The sequence below is a fragment of the Lewinellaceae bacterium genome (assembly GCA_020636105.1).
In the GTDB taxonomy this organism is placed as follows: Bacteria; Bacteroidota; Bacteroidia; order Chitinophagales; family Saprospiraceae; genus BCD1.
In genome coordinates this window covers 293,503-317,209 of the sequence record JACJYL010000002.1, presented here as the reverse complement: position 1 = coordinate 317,209, position 23,707 = coordinate 293,503, and the positions used below count along the sequence as shown (strand labels likewise).

At 43.9% G+C, this 23,707-nt stretch carries 20 protein-coding genes; 10 read left to right on the top strand and 10 right to left on the bottom strand.

The genetic code is table 11. From position 1 onward, the window contains the following. The first annotated feature begins 275 nt into the window (after positions 1 to 275). Positions 276 to 1,961, top strand: coding sequence for a hypothetical protein (locus H6571_18700; GenBank protein ID MCB9325774.1), 1,686 nt, complete (start codon positions 276 to 278; stop codon positions 1,959 to 1,961). An 86-nt stretch (positions 1,962 to 2,047) separates the two neighbouring features. Here the strand turns inward: H6571_18700 and H6571_18695 are convergent, their stop codons facing one another. The 3 genes from H6571_18695 to H6571_18685 all read right to left on the bottom strand — a co-directional run bounded on the left by H6571_18695 (position 2,048) and on the right by H6571_18685 (position 5,706). Further along, positions 2,048 to 2,980 carry a polysaccharide deacetylase family protein gene (locus tag H6571_18695; protein ID MCB9325773.1) on the bottom strand — a complete coding sequence of 311 codons (933 nt, stop codon included), beginning with the start codon at positions 2,978 to 2,980 and terminating at the stop codon, positions 2,048 to 2,050. Positions 2,981 to 3,351: 371 nt separating this feature from the next. Continuing rightward, the gene (locus tag H6571_18690) at positions 3,352 to 4,677 is read right to left on the bottom strand and encodes a C69 family dipeptidase (protein MCB9325772.1); all 1,326 of its coding nucleotides are present in this window, start codon (positions 4,675 to 4,677) and stop codon (positions 3,352 to 3,354) included. 117 nt (positions 4,678 to 4,794) lie between these two features. Then, on the bottom strand, positions 4,795 to 5,706 hold the full coding sequence (locus H6571_18685; GenBank protein ID MCB9325771.1) for a hypothetical protein: 912 nt from the start codon (positions 5,704 to 5,706) through the stop codon (positions 4,795 to 4,797). A gap of 176 nt (positions 5,707 to 5,882) precedes the next feature. Between H6571_18685 and rimO the strand changes: the two genes are divergently transcribed. The 7 genes from rimO to H6571_18650 all read left to right on the top strand — a co-directional run bounded on the left by rimO (position 5,883) and on the right by H6571_18650 (position 14,517). Further along, positions 5,883 to 7,202, top strand: coding sequence for a 30S ribosomal protein S12 methylthiotransferase RimO (rimO, locus tag H6571_18680; protein ID MCB9325770.1), 1,320 nt, complete (start codon positions 5,883 to 5,885; stop codon positions 7,200 to 7,202). Positions 7,203 to 7,351: 149 nt separating this feature from the next. Then, positions 7,352 to 9,661: a hypothetical protein gene (locus tag H6571_18675; GenBank protein ID MCB9325769.1), complete on the top strand. Its 2,310-nt coding sequence runs from the start codon at positions 7,352 to 7,354 to the stop codon at positions 9,659 to 9,661. A gap of 105 nt (positions 9,662 to 9,766) precedes the next feature. After that, a complete protein-coding gene (locus tag H6571_18670; protein MCB9325768.1) occupies positions 9,767 to 11,035 on the top strand; it encodes a dihydroorotase in 1,269 nt (422 codons plus the stop codon). A 162-nt stretch (positions 11,036 to 11,197) separates the two neighbouring features. Next, positions 11,198 to 11,770, top strand: coding sequence for a DUF4199 domain-containing protein (locus H6571_18665; GenBank protein ID MCB9325767.1), 573 nt, complete (start codon positions 11,198 to 11,200; stop codon positions 11,768 to 11,770). Between the two features lie 125 nt (positions 11,771 to 11,895). Continuing rightward, positions 11,896 to 12,342 carry a DUF4199 domain-containing protein gene (locus H6571_18660; protein ID MCB9325766.1) on the top strand — a complete coding sequence of 149 codons (447 nt, stop codon included), beginning with the start codon at positions 11,896 to 11,898 and terminating at the stop codon, positions 12,340 to 12,342. 41 nt (positions 12,343 to 12,383) lie between these two features. Continuing rightward, positions 12,384 to 13,340, top strand: coding sequence for a glycosyltransferase family 2 protein (locus H6571_18655; protein MCB9325765.1), 957 nt, complete (start codon positions 12,384 to 12,386; stop codon positions 13,338 to 13,340). A gap of 37 nt (positions 13,341 to 13,377) precedes the next feature. Continuing rightward, a complete protein-coding gene (locus tag H6571_18650) occupies positions 13,378 to 14,517 on the top strand; it encodes a glycosyltransferase (protein ID MCB9325764.1) in 1,140 nt (379 codons plus the stop codon). A gap of 200 nt (positions 14,518 to 14,717) precedes the next feature. Here the strand turns inward: H6571_18650 and H6571_18645 are convergent, their stop codons facing one another. Then, positions 14,718 to 15,188: a hypothetical protein gene (locus H6571_18645; protein MCB9325763.1), complete on the bottom strand. Its 471-nt coding sequence runs from the start codon at positions 15,186 to 15,188 to the stop codon at positions 14,718 to 14,720. 219 nt (positions 15,189 to 15,407) lie between these two features. On the opposite strand from H6571_18645, the gene H6571_18640 reads away from it, so the two are divergent. Together H6571_18640 and H6571_18635 are read left to right on the top strand one after the other, a co-directional pair. Beyond that, positions 15,408 to 16,511: a glycosyltransferase family 4 protein gene (locus H6571_18640; GenBank protein ID MCB9325762.1), complete on the top strand. Its 1,104-nt coding sequence runs from the start codon at positions 15,408 to 15,410 to the stop codon at positions 16,509 to 16,511. A gap of 86 nt (positions 16,512 to 16,597) precedes the next feature. Beyond that, positions 16,598 to 16,738 carry a hypothetical protein gene (locus tag H6571_18635; GenBank protein MCB9325761.1) on the top strand — a complete coding sequence of 47 codons (141 nt, stop codon included), beginning with the start codon at positions 16,598 to 16,600 and terminating at the stop codon, positions 16,736 to 16,738. Positions 16,739 to 16,832: 94 nt separating this feature from the next. Here the strand turns inward: H6571_18635 and H6571_18630 are convergent, their stop codons facing one another. The 6 genes from H6571_18630 to H6571_18605 all read right to left on the bottom strand — a co-directional run bounded on the left by H6571_18630 (position 16,833) and on the right by H6571_18605 (position 23,521). Beyond that, positions 16,833 to 18,569 carry an ABC transporter ATP-binding protein gene (locus H6571_18630; protein MCB9325760.1) on the bottom strand — a complete coding sequence of 579 codons (1,737 nt, stop codon included), beginning with the start codon at positions 18,567 to 18,569 and terminating at the stop codon, positions 16,833 to 16,835. Positions 18,570 to 18,773: 204 nt separating this feature from the next. Next, complete coding sequence (locus tag H6571_18625) at positions 18,774 to 19,982, bottom strand: arginase family protein (GenBank protein MCB9325759.1); 1,209 nt, start codon at positions 19,980 to 19,982, stop codon at positions 18,774 to 18,776. Between the two features lie 11 nt (positions 19,983 to 19,993). Next, positions 19,994 to 20,659 (bottom strand): 4'-phosphopantetheinyl transferase superfamily protein, encoded by a 666-nt coding sequence (locus tag H6571_18620; GenBank protein ID MCB9325758.1) that lies wholly within the window; start codon positions 20,657 to 20,659, stop codon positions 19,994 to 19,996. Between the two features lie 19 nt (positions 20,660 to 20,678). Continuing rightward, complete coding sequence (locus tag H6571_18615) at positions 20,679 to 21,845, bottom strand: hypothetical protein (protein MCB9325757.1); 1,167 nt, start codon at positions 21,843 to 21,845, stop codon at positions 20,679 to 20,681. Between the two features lie 188 nt (positions 21,846 to 22,033). Beyond that, positions 22,034 to 22,195, bottom strand: a complete 162-nt coding sequence (locus tag H6571_18610) for a hypothetical protein (protein MCB9325756.1) — start codon at positions 22,193 to 22,195, stop codon at positions 22,034 to 22,036. Positions 22,196 to 22,261: 66 nt separating this feature from the next. Further along, positions 22,262 to 23,521 (bottom strand): glycosyltransferase, encoded by a 1,260-nt coding sequence (locus H6571_18605; GenBank protein MCB9325755.1) that lies wholly within the window; start codon positions 23,519 to 23,521, stop codon positions 22,262 to 22,264. Positions 23,522 to 23,707 lie beyond the last annotated feature (186 nt).

Sequence of the window (23,707 nt, the reverse complement as noted above, 5' to 3'; positions counted from 1 at the left end):
CCGAATATCCTGATAATTAGTGAGTTTCCCAAACAAATGCACTTTTTTTTAATACGTGTTTGACCATGTAATTCCACAAACGAAGCATCGGAAAAGGAAGACTCAACGAACGAGTATTTTGGTATGTAAGAAAAAATTAATAAATTTGAAATGAGTCATTTTAAATTTTCACAGGAAAAACCAGGCTCACGCCTTATATCTATTAACTAGTCAGTCCTCAGTTTTAAATGCTCAATCACTTGATTTACTCATTCAATTATAAAAAAACAAGCGCAATGAAAACCAAACTATTATTTTATTTCATCCTAATTTTTTGTGCCTCTACCATGACTGCACAAACTTTATTGAAAGACATTGAAACCTTGGGTGGAAATGGCAGTTCATCTCCTTCCAACTGGTGCGCTGTTACCGATGAAATCTTCATTTTTCAAGCCAATAATATTCTTGAAACGAATTATTTATACGCAAGTGATGGTACAGAGAATGGAACTATAGGTTTAGGTGGATATTTGGTGGATACCGACATCATTCGGCTAGGTAATCACGCCTTTTTTGGAGGATGTGACATTTTTACCAGCGCTGACAGCTGCAGCTCTCTCTACATTTCAGACGGTACTGTTGAAGGCACAACCTTCTTTTATGATCTCGAGCCAGGCGGACTGTCACTGGGCATCGAAGATATTGTAGCTGGTGACAATCTCTTTTACTTTTCTGGTCAAACAAATGATAGTGGTTATGAATTATATCGCAGTGACGGAACTTCAGAAGGAACCTATCGAATTGCCGATATAGCTGCCGGTGGATTAAGCGGTTATTCGGGTGAGCTGGCTGTTATTGACGATATCGCATATTTTGCAGGGTTTACGGAAGAATTTGGCATTGAGGCCTGGAGAAGTGATGGCACTGCGGAAGGAACGTATATGATCACTGATTTAAACGAGGGAACGGCCAATGCTTTTCCTTCGGGATTCACTAAATCTGGTGGATATATTTATTTTTCCGGATTGGGCACCGACTCAGGTGTTGAGGTGAGGAGAACCAATGGCGAAGAAGGAAATATCGAACTGATCGGTGAAATGGGAGGTACTACTGATTCCAGCAATCCCAGAGACTTTGTTGATTCAGATGGAAGACTGTATTATGCTGCTGAAGGAGATGATGTAGCGGGTTATGATTTGTTTGTGTATGACCATGTGGGCGATCCTTTTCACATCGAAATAGCAGAAGGTGACATCTTCCCAAGGGCTATCATGCCATTTGGTGATGGAGAAGTTATTTTTAATGCGGAGGACGATTCAGGGCGCGAGCTTTGGAGATCGAATGGAACTATTGAGGGCACCTATAGAATCATTGATCTATACCCGGGAGCAATGAATGGGGTTTTCGAAACGGGTGCTGTGGGTGAAAGTTTTTACATGTGCCGCGATTCTTTAGTTTATTTCGCAGGTTCTGATGGCTTGAATGCCGTGGGCGAATTCGTCTTTGAACTTTTTGTCAGTGATGGAACCGAAGCAGGCACTCACATAATAAGTGATCAGGTGGTTGGTTCTGGTGGAAGCAATCCCGGATACTTCTTTGAATTTGGTAATAGACTTTATTTTGCGGCTAGTGATGCTTTGATAGGCAGGGAACCATTCTACCTGGATAAGGAAATGACTAATTCGGTGAGCGAAGTAATGGCTGGAATCACCTTCTCACAAGCTCCTTATCCTAATCCTCTGCCCCACGGAAGTATGCTTACTATTGAAATGGAACTGGCATCCAGTACAGATATTCATGCTCAACTTTTTGATCTCACTGGCAGACCGATTAAGAACATACAAAATATGGGTCATTTTCAAGCAGGAAAGTGTACTATTCAGTTCTCCCCGGAGCATTATGCCCCCGATGCCCCCGGATTTTACACTTTAGAAATCAGCACTCAAAAAAGTCGTGTAAGTTTGCCGATAATCATGGAGTGATAAATCTAAATGAATTATTCGAATAGAATCATGCTCGAGCAAATTAGCTTGAGCATTTTTTTATGCACTGCTGTTTTATTCATTGATCACTCTGCCAATTTTTTTATATAGTCAGGAGTTTCTGGGTCTTCTTCAAAAAATTCACCCTTTTTTCCTGCCGAAAGAGCCCATTTATCAATCCAGGAAATGCCCCAGTTTCCATAAACGGTAATCTCTGTTTTGTAGGCAGTGTCTTTCAGGGCTTCGTCCATGCTGACAAAAACATAATTATTAGCTTTATACAATGCAATGAGAGAATCTAAATAATCTGAATTAAGCATACTTGCATGTAACAAAAGTATTTGACTAATATCCCTCCCAAACATATTATTTGATTGCATTTCAAAATATTTGAGCTTTTTCTCCATATAATCAATATAGTCATGGCCAATAGTATTCATTAAAGCAGTATCATTTTTCTCTTTTGTCCTTTTGTAGGCTAAAGCGAATAAATAATCTGCATTATCGATTGTAACGGGAGCTACCAAATAGTTGTGCTTAATCAAAAAAGCATTTAAAGAATCTGCTCTTGCTTTAGTATTGCCAACATGGAGAAATGGATGTCTGAAATATTTAATTTGTTTGTCTTGTTCATTAAGGATGCCTTTTACTATGATTTCGCCTTTTAAAATATCGTCTGTATAATACTGAAAGGACACTTTATTGTAATCAGGATGAGAAAATGTATGATTTCCTAATTCGAGTTCGCTTGTACTCCATTTTCGCAAAAGGTCGACCTGATATTGAATGATACCCTTATCGTCATAAAGTTTTTTCTCGTTTACAAATCCAATAGCAGGAACGTTGTTTGTTTGTAAAGACAAGACAATTTTATTAAACAAATCTTTTTGATACGTTGAATCTTTTATCCCATAATTCACAACAGGTAAGTCATCAAATGAAAAACACACTTGCTTTTGTTGTTGTCCATAGGATACAATATTGATGAGCAAAAATATAATTACAGTTAATAGTTTCATATGTTTTTTGTTTAGTTGTGCAGAACTGCAGTCTGGGCAAAAACCTCAAAAATACACCATTTTATCATTATTAAGCACTGATTATCAAAGTGTGTATTTTTGAATTCTTAGGTTTTTGCCCACGCTGGCAGTGGGAGTAATTGGCGCAGTGACGATCCCCACCTTTCCTCATGCCTTTTTCATCTCCCAACCCTAAATCTTCCAACGGACTTTTAACTTTCCACATAATACGGCGGCTCACACGGGTATAAATTAAAGTGGTTTTGATATCCCAATATCCTGCTAATTAGTGAGTTTCCCAAACAAATACATTTTTTTTAATAGGTGTTTGGACTGGCAATGCCGTAAACGAAGCACCGGGAAAGAAAGGCTCACCGAACGGGTATTTTGGCATTTTTGTTTTGCTTCGACCAGTAGCGGCGGTAGAACCACGAATTTTCTTTACCAACAGGAAAATTCCCGACTTTCTCCAGCCAGGAAATCCTCCTTTTGTCCTCTTCCTCAAATGCCGCATATGTCAGATCGAATAAGGAATTTCCTGTTGCCGGTTTTTGGGTTTTGTGGATCAGCCCGCTTTGGAAATCCTGGAGCGCTTCCGAATACAGGGCTTTCCTCCTAAGGAAATCGGGAAGGGTGAGCCGGTGGAGTTGTTCGTGTCTCCACCAGAAATTATCGGTTGAAAATAACGGTCCGGGAGGCCCCAATTCAGGCAACACCTGCGCTCCAAACCATACCGGCTTAAAAATACTCAGGCAGGGCGCTGAAGTTCCTGTAAACCAATGGGTGGCCTGCCCATCCTTCAAATGAACGATCATGGAACCCGTCGTTTGAGTGGCATTGCGGGTAACGGGGTTGGCGGCATGGGCACAGATAGAATTGCCCAGCAGGGACTTGTCCGGTTCGTAATCCTGGGCCGGGTGACTGCGTAAAAGCTGCATGGCCTTTTCGACTGACATCGCCTTGTAATGGTCATCCAGATAACAGGTAGACTGAGTGGCCCGGGATCCGGAACCTGAAAAAGTGCTGAACAGCCAGTCACTGTAACAATCGGCAAAATGGAAGTCGCGGCCTTTTTTCAACCAGCCCTTTTTACGGGCATAATCGATCAGGTCCTCATGCTGCAGGTCAATATCCGACCCAATGGACAAGCGGTTGCTGATGGCGTAGTGGGTTTCCACTTTTTTTGCGGCCCAGAGGGGCCCGGAAGTTTCCAGTACCCAGGCTTCCGTTGCATCGGCAATGAGGTAACTGTTGTGGTAGGTCATGGATTTGTCGTGGTAGCCGCAAATGCCACCCTGCCCGAATGGTGCCAGCAGTTCAGTGATGATTTCCAGGGCATGAAGGGCGGAATCCCCTCGTTCCAGTCCCAGGCGAAGCAGATCCATACCGGTGAGCCCACCATTTTTGCTGGCCTTCATTTTGGTCCAGACGGCTTCATTGCCAATGACCACGCCCTTGTCGTTCACGCCAAACTCGGCTCCCCACATCCAAAAGGGACGGCCGATGATGATCGAACGGGTTGCTTCCACCTGCGGAATGGTCAGGTAGGTACAGGGTAAAACGGCGCCTTTGGAATATTGCCGCCCGGCATGGTATTCCAGCGATTGCATCTCGTTGGGCTCCCGGTCGCTGTTTTTGCCGAAGATCACCGATTGGTCGGCGGAGGATTTTGGAAGGACTACAAAGGTATCACACATGGTAGGTTGGTTATTTTTGTTCCGGATTGTTCCAGGTTGAGCGAAGCGAAATCCCGTACCGACAGGTCGGGACTGTTCCATTTGTTTTCGGGAAACTCGGTAAAAAAAGACATTAGGCTATCGTTTGATTCTCCCGGGCAAAATGAATTCGTAGGACTTTTTTTTGATCCTGGTGGTGATCCATCGGTCCACGCGGCGGGCGAAGAGGAACAATGACCAGATAAATTTGTCTTCTTTGTAATAACTTTTGATCTCTTTGGGGGTAAGGGGAGTCTGGTCGGTGATTTTTTCGTTGATCACATCCAGGGCCATCGGGATGAGTTCCGTTTTTTGTTCCTTGTACAGGTTGGCGACCAGATCGGTCAGCACGGCTCGTTTTTGGTAATAACGATCCATGACGTCTTTGAGGAAAAATACTTTGATGACAGCTCTCAAAAAAGAAGGCGCACTCTTGAGGATGAGTTCCGGTTTCATCTGCTCCACCCCGTCTTTTTTGAAAATGGGGGTACTGGTGTCCACGTAAACCAGTTCATCTGTTTCGTTTAAAACCCAGTTGCTGATCTGTCCGTCAATGGCGAGTTCCAAACCGGGAGCGGCCGTTTCATTAAAGGACCATACCATTTTTAGTGCTTTGACGATCCGCAATATCAGATCGGCGGAGAATATTTCATCCCGGGAATGGATTAACTTATGACCAAAATTTTCAGGCTTAAAACTTTCCTGGGCAATATATAAAACAAAAAGACCGGCTGATTTTTTAATGATATGGGTGTCGTGTCCGGGCAGCCTGAGACCAGCTTGGGTCAAGGCGGTACAATATTCATAATAACTGGCTTCATAGGCCCGTGCCTGCTCCAAGTCGGAAAACAGCGGCATTCTTTTAAGGGCGATCTCCGGCATTTGGTCCAGTCGGAAAATGGAAGAAATTTCTCCGTACCCCAACAGGGTGGACGGGAATGCTGACGCCCGGAGATTTTGCGGATTGAGTTGCAGCTCAAATTTTTCCAATAATGGCTTGTCTAAAGTCATAACTCTTTATTCGTTAGGAATGGTTTTTTCGGGGAATTCGAAAAACAAGTTAGCATTTTTCGAGAGATTGTTTCAAAATATTCATTCCCTTCCTCAAGCATTCTGAAAGGGGGGGCACTTTTTATAATTCTAAATTTACCATTTTAAATTTATCATTTTACTTACTTTTGCTCTTCATGAAAACAAAAACATTAAAAAAGGATAAGGTAAACGTGATTACACTGGGATGTTCAAAGAACCTGGTGGATTCCGAAAACCTCATTACCCAGTTGCAGGGCAATGACTTTGATGTGGTGCACGATTCCGATGAAGAGGATCCCAACATCATTATCATCAATACCTGTGGGTTTATCGACCTGGCCAAGGAAGAGTCCGTCAATACCATTTTACAATACGCCAAAGTGAAAAATGACGGCGGCATCGATAAATTATACGTCACCGGTTGTTTATCGCAGCGATACAAAGATGACCTGGAAGAGAACATTCCCGAAGTAGATGCCTTTTTCGGCACCCTGGAACTTCCCGGATTGTTGTCTATCCTGAATGCCGACTATAAACACGAGCTGATCGGGGAAAGGGCCATCACGACGCCCATGCATTATGCCTACCTGAAAATAGCCGAAGGCTGCAACCGTACCTGCTCCTTTTGTGCTATCCCGCTGATGCGTGGAGGACACGTTTCCCGTCCCATCGAAGACCTGGTGGCCGAGGCAGCTACATTGGCCCGTCGCGGGGTGAAGGAGTTGCTGCTCATCGCCCAGGAGCTGACTTATTACGGACTGGACCTTTATAAAGAACGCAGACTCCCCGAATTGTTGGACGCCTTGGCCGACGTGGAAGGAATTGAATGGATCAGGCTGCATTATGCTTATCCTTCCAAATTTCCGGAAGCAATATTCGAGGTCATGGCGAGAAGAAAGGAAGTTTGCAATTATCTGGACATCCCGCTCCAGCACGCGAGCAATAATGTCTTGCAGGCCATGCGCCGCCAGATCACCCAGGAAGAAACCAGGCAACTCATCTCATTGGCCAGGGAAAAAGTGCCTGGCATAGCCATCAGAACGACCATGCTCGTTGGTTTTCCCGGAGAAACGGAAGAAGATTTTCAGGACCTTTGTGACTTTGTAGCGGAAATGAAATTCGAAAGGCTGGGCGTTTTCCAGTATTCCCATGAAGAAGATACCCGGGCTTATGAACTGGAGGACAACATTCCTGCGGAAGTGAAGGCCGAACGCGCCAACCGTATCATGGAGATCCAGCAGGAAATATCTTTTGAAAAAAACCAGGCTAAAGTCGGACAAATATTCCGGGTATTGGTGGACAGAAAAGAAGGCGGTTACTTTGTAGGCAGAACAGAAAGCGATTCGCCTGAAGTGGATAATGAGGTTTTAGTAGATGCCCAAAAATATTACCTGAGGATCGGGGATTTTGCGAATATAAAAATCATCGACTCTACCGATTACGATCTTTTCGGGGAATTGGTGGAAGAGAAATAGGGGGCAGGTTCAAATGGAGCGCAGGGACAAACCGTACCTTAGGTCGGGAGGGTTCAAGTTGTTCAAATGGTTTAAGTGGTTTAAATGGTTCAAATGGTTCAAATGGTTCAAGTGATCATTTTGTCAAAGGGGCATCAAAGGTTTATTTCATGAAAAAAAACAGCATAACAGGAATACTTGCGCTCACGGCGATCATGCTGGTGTTATTGTATTTCCGTTTTCCTGATTTTTTTCAATCTCCGAACAGCAAGGTCGTTGAGCCCTGGGGTGACGGGTACAAGGCCTATATGGCCATTGTGAACCACGCCAAATACGACAGTACGTATGCTCATTTTGAAGGTATGAATTATCCTTACGGGGATCATGCCGTTCCGGGAGCGACCCAGCCTATAGTTTCCAATTCCATTCGGTTTATTAGCCGGCATTTTTTCGACATTTCCGATTATACCATCGGTATTGTCCACTGGTCTATGATTTTGGGCCTGTTATTTTGTGCTGTCTTCTGTTTTTTGATTTTCAAAAGGCTTGGATTACCTACTGTTTACAGTGGCTTAGTAGCCATTGGCTTGGCATTTCTCAATCCGCAAATGCAGCGCATGGGCTCGCATTACGGCCTCGCTCATCCCGAAGTGATCCCTGTCGTATTTTATTTCCTGTTGAGATTCGAACAGAGCCGGCAGTTGAAATGGAGTTTTGCAGTGGCGCTTGCGGTTTGGGCTTTTTCTCTGATACATTTTTACTATTTTGCCATCCTGGCCTTCACGATCGGGATTTATTTTTGTTTTACCACTTTACGCGATAAGGACTTTTCTATAAAAGTGATCCTTCATAATTTCAAACATTTTTCCATTCAATTATTATTGCCCCTCCTGTTTTTTATCTATTGGATCTATTGGAATGATCCGGTGCTGGACCGTTGTTCCGAACCCTGGGGGTATTTGTATTACCATGCTGAAATAGAAGGGATTTTCACTTCTTCTGCACAGCCTTATTTTCAAGGATGGGGCCTGAAGCAATGGGCGGTGGAAAACAAGGCTTATCTCGGTGCGGTGGCCATCCTTACCGGGGCTGTGTTGATGCTTGTCTTTTTGAGGAAGTTATTCCTAAAAGCTCCGGTCAGCACCAAAAGCGAAAATGATTTTTTTCTCAATAACCTTTTCTTCACCTCACTGGTGGTTTTGTTGTTTTCTTTTGGCCTGCCATTTACCATTCCCGGTTGGGAATACCTGCTGGAATATGTCAAACCCATTGAGCAGTTTCGTTCGGTGGGCAGGTTTGCCTGGGTATCTTATTACGGATTCAACCTCGTTGCCTTTTACTGGCTTTACCAGAAGGCCGGCCGCAGGAAAGCCTGGTTGATCCTGCCAGTGGCCCTGCTGTTATTTGAAGGATGGAACCATACCCGGTCCTATAACCTTAAGTTGGATGCTGTGGATGAATTTGAAGCAGGCAAAACGTTTAATGATATTAAGAGTCTGCACATTTCAGATTACCAGGCGGTCATTCCTATTCCCTATTACAACATAGGTTCCGGGAATTTCTGGATCGACGTCAAGGGTTTTGTAGGGCAAAAGTCCCAGACATTGTCCATGCAGACGGGGATTCCGCTGACCGCCGCCATGCTGACCCGCAGTTCGCTTTCCCAGACCTTCAACCAGCTTGAACTGGTGGCGGAGCCTTACCGCTCGCCTAAGCTTTTAAAAGACTTAAAGGATGACCGTCCCTTCCTTCTGCTTTGGGATGCCACCCGTGCCCGGGAATTTTCGCCAAAATATGATCATCTCAAAGAAGGACTGGAGATGGTTTATGAAAATTACCCTTTGCAGCTTTTCCGGCTTCCCCTGGAGACTTTTGATCAAAAAATCGAAGCAAGACGTCAATCCATCTTCCAAAAGTTTGGATCAGGTGATCTCAGACCATTGCCCTGGAATGGCCTTTTGTCGGATTCCACCGTTAACCGGATGGAGTTTTTCAGTATGGATACCCTTTCTTTTTATTACCACAATGACTGGAACGACCTTTCCGCCGAAAAAAGCTATAAAGGCCAGGGCGGCTACGAGGGACAGTTTGGTGACCAAAAGGATGTGATGGAAGAAGCTGTTCCGCCCGGAAAATATACCCTGTCTTTCTGGATGTTTCTCCAACAGGATCTTTATGCCCGTACCGAGATTATCCTGGAAGAATACAACCCGCTGAACGGAGCGGTGATTAAAAAAGAGGTAAAACCGGTTCACCACCACGTTGCCGTCATTGGAGAAGACGGCTGGGGGCTGGTGGAGATGCCCATGGAAGTAACCACAGAAAACAGCCGGTTTAAAATAAAACTCCAGCATGAGAAACGGAGATTCGCCCAAAAACCGGTTTACCTGGATGAATTACTGATCCGGCCGGAAGGCAAAAATATTCTTTTCAGGAAGGACAACTGGTACGTGGAGAACGACCGGTGGTTTGAAGAGTAATGATGCGGTGGGTATTCTATGATTAAAACAAAAAAATACAAATTTCGGCTTATAATTGCCAATACATAATTCGAAATTGAAAATCCAATTACCTAATTTTGCGCTATGGATATACTCATCAAAAAAGCACAGATAGTTGATCCCCATGCCTCTTTGAATGGCAAACAGATGGATATTTTAATTTCGAAGGGAAAAATTGCCCAAATAGGCCACAATCTTCAGGCAGATAAGGCAAGAGTGATCCTAGCGGAAGGGCTGCATGTTTCTCCGGGATGGCTTGACCTTGGGGTGCAGACGGGTGATCCGGGACTGGAGCACCGCGAAAACCTTCAAACAGTTACCCGGGCGGCGGCGGCAGGCGGATTTACGGCCATTGCCTGTTTTCCCAATACTTTCCCGGTGACAGACTCCAAATCCGGCATTTATTATCTTCAGCAAAACAGCCGCGACTTAATGGTGGATTGCCTGCCGCTTGGTGCAGTTTCCGATGGATGCGAAGGAAAGGATATCTCCGAGTTGATCGACATGTACAAGGCAGGAGCCTATGCTTTTACAGATGGGAATAAACCGATTCAGCATGCAGGATTGATGCTGCGCGCTCTGATGTATGTAAGAGCCTTTGATGGCCTGGTGATCAATCATCCGCACGATAATACCCTGGCCGGCAATGGACAAATGCACGAAGGCATCATCAGCACCTCACTGGGATTGAGAGGTATTCCTTCCATTGCAGAAGAAATCATGGTGCAGCGCGATATTGAACTGGCCGCCTATTCCGATTCCAAGGTGCATATTTCCAATATTTCTACGGCAGATTCCGTCAAAAAGATCAAAAAAGCGAAAGCTGACGGGTTGAAAATCACTGCTTCAGTTGCGGCCATCAATTTATTGCTCGATGACTCAGCCCTTTTTGAATTTGATTCCAATTTAAAAGTCCTGCCGCCTTTGAGAAGTTCGGCCGACCTATCCGCTTTAAAGAAAGGATTGAAAGAGGGCACCATCGATATGATCACTTCCAACCATGTTCCTTTGGAAGAAGAAGTGAAAAAACTGGAATTTCCTTACGCTAAATTTGGGGCTATTGGGTTGGAAACAGCCTTTTCAGTGGCCTGGTCGGCCTTAAAGGGAAAATTTACCTTGGATGAATTGATCCAAAAGCTCAGCATTGCTCCCCGTAAATTATTAAACCTGCCGGCCATCAAAATCGAGGTGGGCGAAACAGCCAATTTGAGTTTATTTCTGCCCGATGTAGAGTGGGAAGTAGCAGAAAAGGATATTTTTTCCCGTTCCGGAAATACTCCGTTTGTCGGAAAAAAACTCCAGGGCCGGGTGCTGGGGATTATCAATGGCCAAAAAGTGGAAATAGGAGCATAAACTGTGGTTCAAATTGTTCCAGGGAATTCTATACGTCACTTTAGCCTTTAACCTTTAGTCTTTAACCTTTTGAACTATTTCGTCGAAAAAAATTGGCACTCCACAGAAATTGTCGCATCTTGAGAGGGAAATAAGTATTTTATTTAACCAACTTTTATCATTATGAGTAATGTATTAGATACACCTCCATCTACGGATCCTTCCTCCGTTTCTTACATGCAGACCGTGCTTCGTTACGGTGTTATCGGTGCTATGATCACCATTATCTTCGGCCTTATTGGAAATTTGACCGGCCTTTCAAGTCCATGTAATGGTATTGCCATGACGGCCATTTTTGGCCTGGTATCCATCGTGATTTATATCGGGGTTTTGGTTTATGGTATCCGGAAACACCGGGATGATGAACTCGGAGGATATATTTCCTTCGGAAGAGCTTTTCTGGTTGGATTTTTGATTGCCATAATAATGACTATCATTGGTCAGATTTTCAACTATGTCTATTTCAACTATATCGATTCGGAATTATTGTCAAATTCTATGGATTGTATCCGGGAAATGTATGAAAAGATGGGCATGGATGAAGCGACCATAGAAGAAGCCATGTCCAAAGCCGGAGATCAGATGGACAAACAAAAGAGCCTTGTGGGTGCTTTGCCGATGGCCCTGGGAATCAATGCTGTAGTAGCGGCGATTGTAGGGTTAATCATGAAGAAAAGTGTTCCTGAAACCATGTAATCTATCTCGTTTTGTATGGTTTTGGGCTCCGTAGGATTTCATTTTTGCGTTAATACCTTTCAAAACTTTCCAAAAGGTTTGAAGTTTAGCGGGCAGACTGCCATCTTTGCGCAAAAGAACTGCTGATGGATTCAAAATTAAAATACGGAATAATAGCAGGAATCAGCACCGTGGTGTTGTTCCTGCTATTTTATTTTTCAGAGCCTGCATGGATGCTTTCCCCGGGGTTGTGGTGGGGGTCACTGATTATTTATATCTGGGCCATGTACCGCGTGGCCAGGGAGCCTGCAAAAATTGGTGTCCGATTAGGATTGAGAGAAGCTTTCGGCGTTTTTGCCGTCGCTAATCTGGTCTTTTATGTATTTTATTATTTCCAATTTACGACCTTTGCTCCTGAACTGGCACCATTACAAGCTGACCTGATGCAACAAAGTGATATCTATACCAATGAGCAGAAAGCGGCCATCGATACGGCCGTTACGGTAAGGAATATTATTTTTAGCTATGCATACAGCTTGTTGGGAGGATTTATACTTGCGCTTGGATTGTCTGCGTTTTTGAACAGGGTTTAAATCCAATTTGTCCTTACTTACTTCAATTAATTCACTATTCCATGGATATTTCATTAGTTATTCCTTTGTTTAATGAAGAAGAGTCTTTGCCGGAGCTGGAAGCCTGGATTCGTCGGGTAATGGAAGAGAATCATTATTCTTATGAGATCGTTCTGGTTGATGATGGCAGTAAGGATGGTTCATGGAGCATTGTGGAAGATCTGGCGGCTAAAAATCCATGTGTAAAAGGGATTCAGTTTCGAAGAAATTATGGGAAGTCTCCTGCGTTAAATACAGGCTTCAAAGTGGCCGAAGGTAATGTCGTCATCACCATGGATGCGGATTTGCAGGATAGCCCGGATGAGATTCCCGGATTGTACAAGATGATCATGGAAGAAGGGTTTGATATGGTATCCGGCTGGAAAAAAACACGCCATGATCCTATTTCAAAGACTTTGCCTTCTAAATTGTTTAATTATGTGATGCGCAAGGCGAGTGGTATTTACCTGCACGATTTCAACTGCGGGTTGAAGGCTTACAAAAACGATGTGGTCAAAAGTATTGAAGTTTCCGGAGAGATGCATCGCCAGATTCCTATCCTTGCCAAATGGGCAGGATTTACCAAAATAGGAGAGAAGGTGGTCGATCATCGCGCCCGGAAATACGGCTATAGTAAATATGGAGTGTCGCGGATCATTACCGGTTTCCTGGATTTGTTGTCCCTGATGTTCGTGGGCAAATTCGGAAAACGACCCATGCATTTTTTTGGCACCCTGGGCACATTGTCCTTTTTTCTTGGGTTTTTAATACTCATTTACCTGTCTTTCGAAAAGTTTTTTTACAACGAATACGGGATGGCAGATCGTCCTTTGTTTTTCTTTGGCATTGTGATGCTGATCATCGGAACCCAGTTGTTTGTGACCGGATTTCTTGCCGAACTGGTGATAAGAAACGCCCCGGACCGAAATAACTACCTGGTGGCCAAACGTATTGGAGAAAGGCAAAAAACTAAAGGTTAAAGTTCATTAACGGCCTTTTGGAAACCAAATTTACTGCATGGAATTAAAAAAGATAGTACTGTTAACTCCGGCACACCCGCTTCGTGGAGGCATTGCTGCTTCCTCCGAGCGTCTGGCTCTGGAACTCAACCACCTTGGATATGAAGTGGTGGTGGTCTCTTTCCGCTTGCAGTATCCGAATTTTCTCTTCCCGGGAGCCACTCAATTTACGGATGACCCACCCCCTGAAAATGTCAGGATCGAAACCCGTTTGAATTCGGTTAATCCGTTCAACTGGCTGATGACCGGGTTGTATTTGAAAAAATTGTGCCCTGACCTGCTCATCATCAGGTACTGGTTGCCCTTTATGGGCCCTTCCCTGGGAACCGTGGCACGGATTGCCCGTTCCAATAAAAAGACCAAAGTCATTGCCCTGGCCGATAATATCATTCCCCATGAAAAGAGACCCGGAGATGTCTTGTTTACAAGATATTTTTGTAAAAGTGTAAATGGTTTTCTCGTGATGTCCCGGTCTGTTGGAGAGGATGCAGGGAGGTTTGCTCCCCAAAAACCTGTGGTTTATTCCCCTCATCCCATTTTTGATAATTACGGGCCCATCGTTTCCAGAAAGGAAGCACTTGAACAGTTACAACTTTCAAAGGAGGTTCGGTATCTTCTTTTTTTTGGATTTATCAGGGACTATAAAGGACTGGATCTTTTGCTGGAAGCCATTAGAGATGAGCGGATTAAGGCCCTTCCCGTAAAATTGATTATTGCCGGGGAATTTTACGGCGATAAAGAAAAATATTTGCAGCTGATCCAAAAATTTGACCTTCAGGATAAGGTTGTTTTGCACAACCACTTTATTCCCAACGAACAGGTAAAATACTATTTTGGTGCCTCCGACCTGGTGGTGCAACCCTATAAATCTGCTACTCAAAGCGGTATTTCCCAACTGGCTTACCATTTTGAAACGCCAATGGTGGTCACCAGGGTCGGCGGATTGCCGGAAATCGTGGAAAATGGAAAGGTGGGGTATGTCGTGGAGGTAAATGCTGCGGCCGTAGCGGAAGCCGTGCTGGATTTTTTCGAAAAGGAAAACCTCGATAAAATGACGCAAGGGGTTCGGGAAAATAAAGGGCTGTTTATGTGGGATAAGATGGTAATGGCTTTGGTAGATTTGTTTGGCCGGCTTTAGGAAACCCCTGATTTTGCACAAAAGCCACCCGCGGTTTGGACCACGAATGGCTTCTTAACTAACGTAACTAAATAAAAGTTTAAGCGTTTTTTCTTTGAAACTCAATATAGTACAATGTACTAATTTTAAGTCCTGAGCATACTTAATTCATTCAAGGAACTTTTTAAAGAAACAAGTAATCCTGAATGAATTACAAATCCTCAGACCACTTTATCCGCGCAGGAAGAACTCGCAAAAGCATCTGGTTTTGCCTTGAAAACAAATCCCATTCCCAGGATATATCCCATGGCTTCTTTGAGCGCCACATTGGACTCGAAGTGCGGGTCGGTATTGATATCGGCATGGACTTCCAGTTCTATATGGAACCGGTCGAGGAGATCGCAGAGGGAATAAGCCACTTCAATGGACCGTGCCACTTCGGAAATCATTCGTTCTTTAATGCCCATTTTTTGGGTTAAACTTTCGTTGCTGATAAACATGAACCCTCCTTTTTTCTCTCTAAGGAACACGATCACCGTCGCAAATTCTACCACCTTTCCTCTTACCTGGGAATCTGTTCCGATACAAACTTTCATTTTGTGGCCCAGGGCGATCTCTTTTTGAAGAGTCTCTTCAACTACTTTGAGAATAGGTTTTTCAATGCGTTGTCCGTTAAGTCTTCTCCATTTCATGGCAAATCGATGATAATGATAAAATTTATTATAGTAATAAAAATATGGCTAATTTGCTTAAATGCAAAAATAGTCTTCGTTAAAACGGGTTGTTTAATAATTAAATAACCTTAATTTAACCTCATACGGACTTATCAACAAAATGAATGAGGGGAAAAGTTCCCTGGAGAGTCATTCATTTCAATTTATTTGTCGTTTTTTTGCACAAATGCCATTGATGTGAATTTAAAAGTATTGGTAATCAGTGATTACAGGGATACGGTTTCGGTGCGTCCGGAAGCGGAATTGTTTATCGGCCTGGCCCGGGAAGGGGTAGAAGTGACCGTAATGACTTATGGTGAAGCCGTTTATGTCGAGGCTTTCCGGTCTGCCGGTATAAAAGTTATCGATTTCCATCCCAGACATAAATTTGATAAAGAGGAGATTCGGTTTATTCGACATGAACTCACCACTGGAGGGTATCACGTGATGCACCTTTTTAACGGGAAGGCCATAGTCTCAGGCCTTCGGGCGGCGAGGAAGCTGAACGTTAAAGTGGTGCTTTACCGCGGTTATACCGGGAATATCCATTGGTACGACCCAACGGCCTATTTTAAATATCTCAGTCCCAGGGTGGACAAAATATTCTGTATCGCCGACGCTACCCGGGACCTGATCAAACGCAACCGGTTATTCGGTAAAGATAAACCAGTTACCATCACCAAAGGGCACAACCTGGAGTGGTATGATGGCATAGAACCTGCCGGACTTTCCGAATTGAACCTGCCCAACGATGCTTTTATTGTTACCAACGTCTGTAATGCCAGACCCATGAAGGGCATTTCCTATTTGCTTAGGTCTGCAAGCCATATTTCCGCTGATTTGCCCATCCATTATTTACTTGTGGGCAGGAATCTGGATACCCCGGAAAACAGAAAGATCATTTCGGGAAGCCCCAACCGGGACAAGATTCATTTTCTTGGTTTTCGCAAAGATGTGCTTAATGTGGTAAAGGCCAGTGATGCTTTTGTGTTGTCTTCTTTGTACGGGGAAGCTACGACCAAAGCGGTCATTGAAGCCATGAGCCTCGGCATCTGTCCACTGATCACGGATATTCCGGGTAACAAAGGACTGGTCATCCATGAGGAATGCGGCCTGGTGTTCCCTTCAAAAGATCCAAAAGCCATCGCTGAGGCCATTTTAACGGTGTATCACGATCCGGAAAAGCGCAGGCTTTTTGCCAAAAATGCCCGGAAACAGATTGATACAAATTTCAATATCAAAAATACCATCAGGAATACAAAATTACTTTATGAGGAGCTACGAGACTCCCTCAACTCCTAATTTGAAATATTATCCGTTCGACCTCAAAGATCTTTATCCATTATTTTGAAGTATCTGATCGGGGAAATTGAAAAAAGGCGGTTGATTTGGCTTTGACGTATATTGTGGAGGAAGAGGCGTTGATCAAACAAATCAATGTACCCAGGCGAAAATTTTTTAAGGTGCGCAGCAACAGGATTCGCCCCGGGTTGGACGATAAAGTGCTGATCTCATGGAATACGCTATAAAAACAAAACCCGTTTTAATCGGTCAAATTCGTTCTATCCGTGTTCCATATGGGCAGTATGGAACACGGATAAAAACGAACTTAAATTTTTAGGATTAAATCCGCGCCTGGTAGGTAAACAGTTCGTAATACCTGCCCTGACGTGCAATCAGTTCATCGTGCGTTCCCTGTTCGGCAATTTTTCCTTGTTCAATGACCAGGATCTGATCCGCTTTTCGGATGGTACTCAGTCGGTGAGCGATCACGAAGGTGGTTCTGCCTTCCATCAATTCAGAGAGACTGGCCTGGATAAAAGCTTCACTTTCCGTGTCCAGGTTGGAAGTGGCCTCGTCGAGAATCAGTATTTTCGGGTCGGCCAAAACGGCCCGGGCAATAGCGATGCGCTGGCGCTGACCGCCAGAGAGTTTTACCCCGCGCTCGCCGATGAGCGTGTCCAACCCTTCTTCAAAGCGATCGGTAAATTCATTCACATGGGCTGTTTTTACGGCATGTAATAAGTCCTGCTCCGAAGCATCCGGGCGCGGAAAAAGGATATTTTCCCTGATCGTTCCTTCAAATAAAAAATCATCCTGCAATACCACCCCAAGATGATTGCGATAGTTGTTGAGTACCATTTTAGACAGATCGACCCCATCGACCGAAATCGTTCCTTGCTGAGGTGTCAAAAATGTAGCCACCAGTCCTGCAATGGTAGACTTGCCGGAGCCGGAAGTGCCTACCAGGGCCGTGACACTGCCTGATGGTGCTGAAAAACTAATGTTGTGCAATACCTCACTCCCTTTTTCATAGGCAAAGGAAACATTATCGAAAAGGATATCCCCATGGATTTTTTCCATCTGAAGGGTCCTTTCCGGATTGTCATCTTCTGACGACATGTTCATCAGTTCTTCGGTTCGATCCAGTCCGGCAAAAGCTTCGGTGAGCTGACTGCCGATATTACTCATCTGAACAATTGGGCTAATCATAAATCCGAGGTATAATGTGAAGGATAGGAATTCCCCGATGGTCAGCTCATTTTGGACAATCATATAACCGCCAATGCCCATTATTCCTGCTGAAGCCAGCCCTAATAAAAGCGTTGCGGCACTGGTGACCAATGCGGTGGAAGTGAGACTCTTTTTGACGTTTAAAAAGAGTTTTTCCACACCTTCTTCAAAAGTGGTGGATTCCTGTTTTTCTGCGTTAAAACCTTTGATCACTCTGACTCCGTTCAGGGTCTCGGTCAGGCGGCCCGTAACTTGTGAATTGATGATACTCCTCGATCTGAAAATAGGGCGGATGTAGCTGAATGCTTTGAGTGAAATAATTCCAAAAATGATTACGGGAACCAACACATAAAGGGTCATTTTCGGGCTTATTTGTATCAATAAAACCAGGGAAGCCACAGCGGTCAACACGCCACCAAACAACTGTACGAGCCCGGTGCCTATGAGGTTTCTCACGCCTTCCACGTCACTCATGATCCTGGATACCAAAGCTCCGGATTTATTATTGTCAAAAAAATTGATCGGTAGGGAAAGTACTTTTTGCTGCACCTGCACCCTCAGCCTGGAGATCAGGTGCTGGGCCTGTACACTCAATAACCTGGTTAGAGCGAAGGACGTTACCGATTGAATGATAATAGCAATAACGATATACAGGATCAGCTTTTTCAACATTTGAATGTCCCCGTTGACAATAACATCATCCATTAAATATTTGCTTGCCCATGGAGTTACCAGACTGGCGGCCCTGCTTATAATGATCAATATTAAACCAACGAGTACCAGGTATCGGTGAGGCCAGATGATCTGTTTGAATACCTGGGTTATGGTTACTTTAGATTTGCTCATTTGCTGACTTTTTTCAAAACCCTGGTTGTTTCCATTGTTTTATGGACGGCTAAGGGTTTCAGGTTTTGGTAATATTTCGTTTGTTGTGCAGTAATTTCAACACTACAACAAAGGGAAACCAATACCGGGCCCAAATAGTTTTGCAGGGGGGATATTGTTTTGATCAAATCGAAATTTTTTCCCCGGCCGACCATTTGGTGCGTTTCAAACCTCCAGAAAATTCAGGAGATTGAGGATGAGCTGGGTAGCGAGTAGGGTAGTGGTGTTGTTAAGGTCTCTTGAAGGGTTTACCTCAACAAAGTCTACTCCTATGATATTTTTGTTGCCCAGGTCAAGTTTTTTGAACAGGTTGATGATATCATCAACCTGGAGTCCGTTGGGTTCGGGGGTGCCCGTCGCCGGTGCGATAAGGGGATCCAGCACGTCAATGTCAAAGGTGATGTAATATTTTTCATCTTCTGGAAGGTGGATGTCTTGGGTTCCACGGATCAGTTCTTTTACATCCTGCGTCCAGTAACTTTCTACTTTTTCCGGAATATTTTCAGTGTAGGCATTTGAAAATCCCCGAATGCCAAATTGATAATATTTTTTCAGCTGGGGTAATTTTACACAATGGGAAACAAAATTGCCGTGATGGTGCAGGCCGTTCAAGGCCAGGATTTCATCAAACGAAGAACTGTAAATGTCCGTATGGGCATCAAAATGCAGGACGTTAAAAGACTCATGGGTTTTGGCAACACTGCGAAGGATGGGGTAAGTGATGGAGTGATCTCCGCCAAGGGTAAAAGGAAGGTGTCCCATTGAGACTATCTCGTCATAGAGAAACGTTATTTTTTCATAAATGGCTTTCCGTGTTTCAAAACCGTGCACGTAAACATTTCCCGCATCGCTCATTGAATTTTGGGCGATTAACCGGTTGAGTTTGTCCATTGGAATACCGCTGCCCAGGATTTTAGGATTGATCTTTCTTGTCCCGCTCAGGTTTATTTTTTTTTCGAGGAACATCCGAAGATAATCAGGGAATTTCCAACTGTCAGCACTTACCGGATTCCCTGAACCAAAAGGGATACCCAGGAAAACGATATTATTCTCTTTAATTTTTTCATTGTACTCCCTGACTCCGAACAATTTTTGGGAGACGAGCTGCCTCTTGTTTAGTGCCGCAGCTTTGTGGGTGAAAGGAACCAGTATCCCATGGTCGACAAGGTAATGGATAGAAGCCTCTATGCCTTCATTGAATCCACATTGCTCAAGTGTTGTAGGCTGCTCAAACTGATTGATTACCTCAATGGTGTTTTGATCCACGAGGAATTGCTTTCCGGTTATCTTGTTGATAATTTTAAAACCCTGGGCTTCTTTTTTGATGTGGACAAAAGAAGACTTCTGCAGGGCAGTGATTCTGTTTTTGGTCATCACAGTTGCTTTTATAAGTTTGCCTGTCGGAGCGCTTCAAGTTGAAGCCGGTATTCATAGAAATCGATTTTGGGATGTATGGCATCGGTTACCAATATACACTCAAAAGCAGGATCGACGGGTATTTTCAGGAAGTTCCACCGGGTATCTTCATGGATGACGGAGGCTTCCAGAACGCTGTATTTTTTAATATTTTCATCAAGCCCTGTACCAATAGCTTTGGAAAAAGCCTCTGTTCTGCACCACAGGTTCACCAGGTTTAGGGTTCCTGTTTTGATTTCTTCCCGGGTTTCATCGTTAAAATAAAACCGGGATGTCTCTTCAATTCTATAATCTCCTTTTTCCTGGATATCCACGCCAATGCGGTTTTCGGGGGCAATGACGCATATCACTCTTTTATTGGAATGAGAGATATTGAAATCCAGGGTATTGTCAAGGAAAGGACGCCTTTTTGGAGTATATTGAATGGGCTGTTCCATCAATTTTTTCTTCTCCACAATGGCCAATCCCTGGGCCAGCAATAGTTTCCCGACAAAGCTGAGCCATTGCTTCCGTTTCCTGTTGTACTTTAGCACATCCTTCCTGAATTGTCGGGGCAGGAAGTGAAGATAAAGATGAGGGGACTCCCGAAGGAGTTCCTCACTTAATCTGGCCGATAATACAAGATGTTTCTTCACGGATAATATTTTTTATGAATTAAATCGCGGAACCTATTAAAATCTCTTTTTTGTATAAATCGTTGAATAATTCAGGCTTCATGGCGTTTTTGATCGCCGTGGTTTTTTGCTTTCCGAATCCTGCCAGGAACTTTGCCATGGCTGCACTGATTTTAAACAAACCGTAGGTGGTGTTATCAAATAAATAGAATGTATTGTGCTCTTCAAAAACACCAAACCGATCCTCGTTGAAAATGATGAATTGGGTGTCAGGGCTTATGACCTCTGGGGGATCTTTGTACTCGGGAGCATTCTCGTAAACATACATATGCAAGTGGTCGAAAACCTCCCATTGTTCCGGAGTTTCAACAAAATAAGGCTCGAAAAACCGGTAGGATTCCTGCATGAAAGAGGGCACGAAATCCTGCCATTTGCTGGTGGAGGCGGGATCTACCGGAGGCGCAAAAATGACCTCAGAGGTACCCAGTGACGTTCTTCTCGATATCATGGGAATAATTGGGGTTTTCAAAAAGTGTGCAATCCGGGCAATGCCTTTTCTGACAAACATCTTTTTTCCACAAAATTCTATATCGAGCATTTTGGTGCGGTCGAGGTAGCCGGTCATCCCTTCCATGCCGTCGAGGTAAACAAGAAGGCTTTTTCCGCTGTTGACTTTTGCTCTCATTTCCATGAGGGCATTGAGCGAATCGGGGTTGACTACGTCTTCCTTGCTCAATATTATTTCTTTTCCTTTAGCTTTGGGGTCGTTGTATTTGTCCGTTAGGAATTGGGTGAATTGATCGAGGTACAGGGCACTGTTAGCCAGTACAGCGTATTTAATCTTTAGCATTTCCGATAACACCAGGCCTTGCATATTGTAGGGCCCAAAGTGAAAACTCGCAAAAATGAAAGGCTGTGTCTGGGCCTTTTTCAAAAAGCTGAGATCTCCCTTTAATTCAAAATTATCCATGAGCCAGTCGAGGTTAGTCTGAAAATCCAGCTCCATCAATTTTTTTTGAAAAACGTAATCCCTGAAAAAGGAATCCATTTTTTCAGGATTTTCTTCCCCGAAAAAATGACGCCAGTTGGCCGTCGTGAACAGATAGTCTTTGTGGTGAATATTGGAGATATCCAGGATGTTTTCCTGCCGGATATGGTGATTCAACTTTTCGGCCTGGAGCGTATAATCTGAAATGGTAGTAATCATAATAAAAGCATTTGAAAAGATCATTCGTTTTCTAAAATCAACACTAAAACGAAATGAACGGGTCCCCTGAGGAAAGCCTGAGGGGCCCCGTTTCAAAGAAAATCTTACTCTGGCGAATCAAATCGCGTTTAATAAACTTTAGATTGATATGCCTGAGTGGAGAAGAAAATGGAGGGAAATATCCAATATTAAGCTGATAAAGCAGCTTTGTCAACGTCAACATCATTGTCATCACATCTCCATGAACTTTCAGCAGCCACAGCTGTGAGGTTCACCATTTCCAGACGCTCTTCGAGTTCGAGTACGTCTAATCCTTGCTTCAAATCGTTAGTTTTGCTTACATTCTTCATGATAAAATAAATTTAGAAATTAAAAAAAGTGGTTAATAATAATTCTTTTATGTATTTATCGGCTGATCAAACAGTGGCGACGGAGGCCTTTCTTGCTTTGATGACTTTTGTATCCGGTAATGGATTCCCGTGTAAAAAGGCATCGATTAATTGGGCTCCGGCGAGCGGACCGTTAAAGTCCTTAAGCATATTTTTAAATCTCAAAGCATTTTCTTTGAAATGCTTTTCGGCCAATACTTTTTTAACTGCGGCTTCCAGGTGTTCGGGTTGATAATTCACTTCACTTAACCGGATGCCTATTCCTAAACTTTCTACCCTGTCCAGGTTGAATTCCTGGTCGTGCATGGTAGGAATCCCGATGATGGGTGTTCCCTGGATCATTGCCTGGTAAACCGTTCCGTTTCCACCATGACAAATCACCACGTCGCTGATCTCCATAATTTTGCTGCCCGGGGCATAATCCACCACAAAGAAGTTATCGGGTACATCCGGGATTTTTACCATCCCGGCGGTGGTCATTATGCATTGGTAGTCAGAATTTTTAAAGATCTCTACCGCCTGGTCAAAGAAACGCTTGAATCCGGTGCTGCCCATCGAAAAATAGAGGGTCGGTTTTTGCGGATCAAGGGATTCATACCAATCCGGTAGCTCAATCTCAGGCTCCCAAACAATGGGGCCGATGTATTTGTAGTGACCCGGCAGGTTTTCTGTGGGCCCGTATTCTGGAAGGTCAGCCAACAAGTTCAGATCGCCACGCCAGGTGTCGAGAATGTTCTCGCGGGGTGGCAGCCCGACTTCCTTGCGGAATTTGTTGAATGGCCTGTTATCTCTTTCCAGAATCTTTTTCCTCAGCAGCGAGGCATATTGGTCTGTAATGCTTTTGTCAAAGATTTTTGAAAGACCATGTGATTCCGGAGCTCCGTGGTTTACTGTGTAAAAGTTGGTCCAGGAGGTATTGAGGATTACGGCTAACGGAATATTTGCCAGTTCACATGAAATGCTGAGCGTGAGTCTGAAGTCCATCAAAACCAGGTTGGGCCGGAGTTCATCGAATAACTTGAGTTCTGCTTCGACAGAAGTTTTGATGAAATCGTATTCGTACCAGTTGGTTCTGCTATCCCTGGAGCAAGCCAATATCCTTTCTGGGTCGATCGTTTGGATCGTGATGATCTCAAAGCCATTTTCCTGTGCAAGTCTGGTGTAAGGTCCATCTATTGCGAATATGACTTCATGACCGGTTTCCCTAAGTACTTTTGCTATTTCCAATGCACGGGAAGTGTGTGACAACCAGTTGCCATCCGGCATTATCAGGATTCTTTTACTCATGATCAGGGTACTTTTTTACCATTGTTATTAATCATTGCAACACTTAGATCACTTCCGGGTCTGTTTGCGTATTTGGGAATATCGCACATTTCTTTTAGTGGTATGGAATTCCGGGAACATAATCCCGAAAGGATCTAAGGATTGCTATGTGAGCTTTTGACCGACGGAAAAGGGAATTGTTATTAT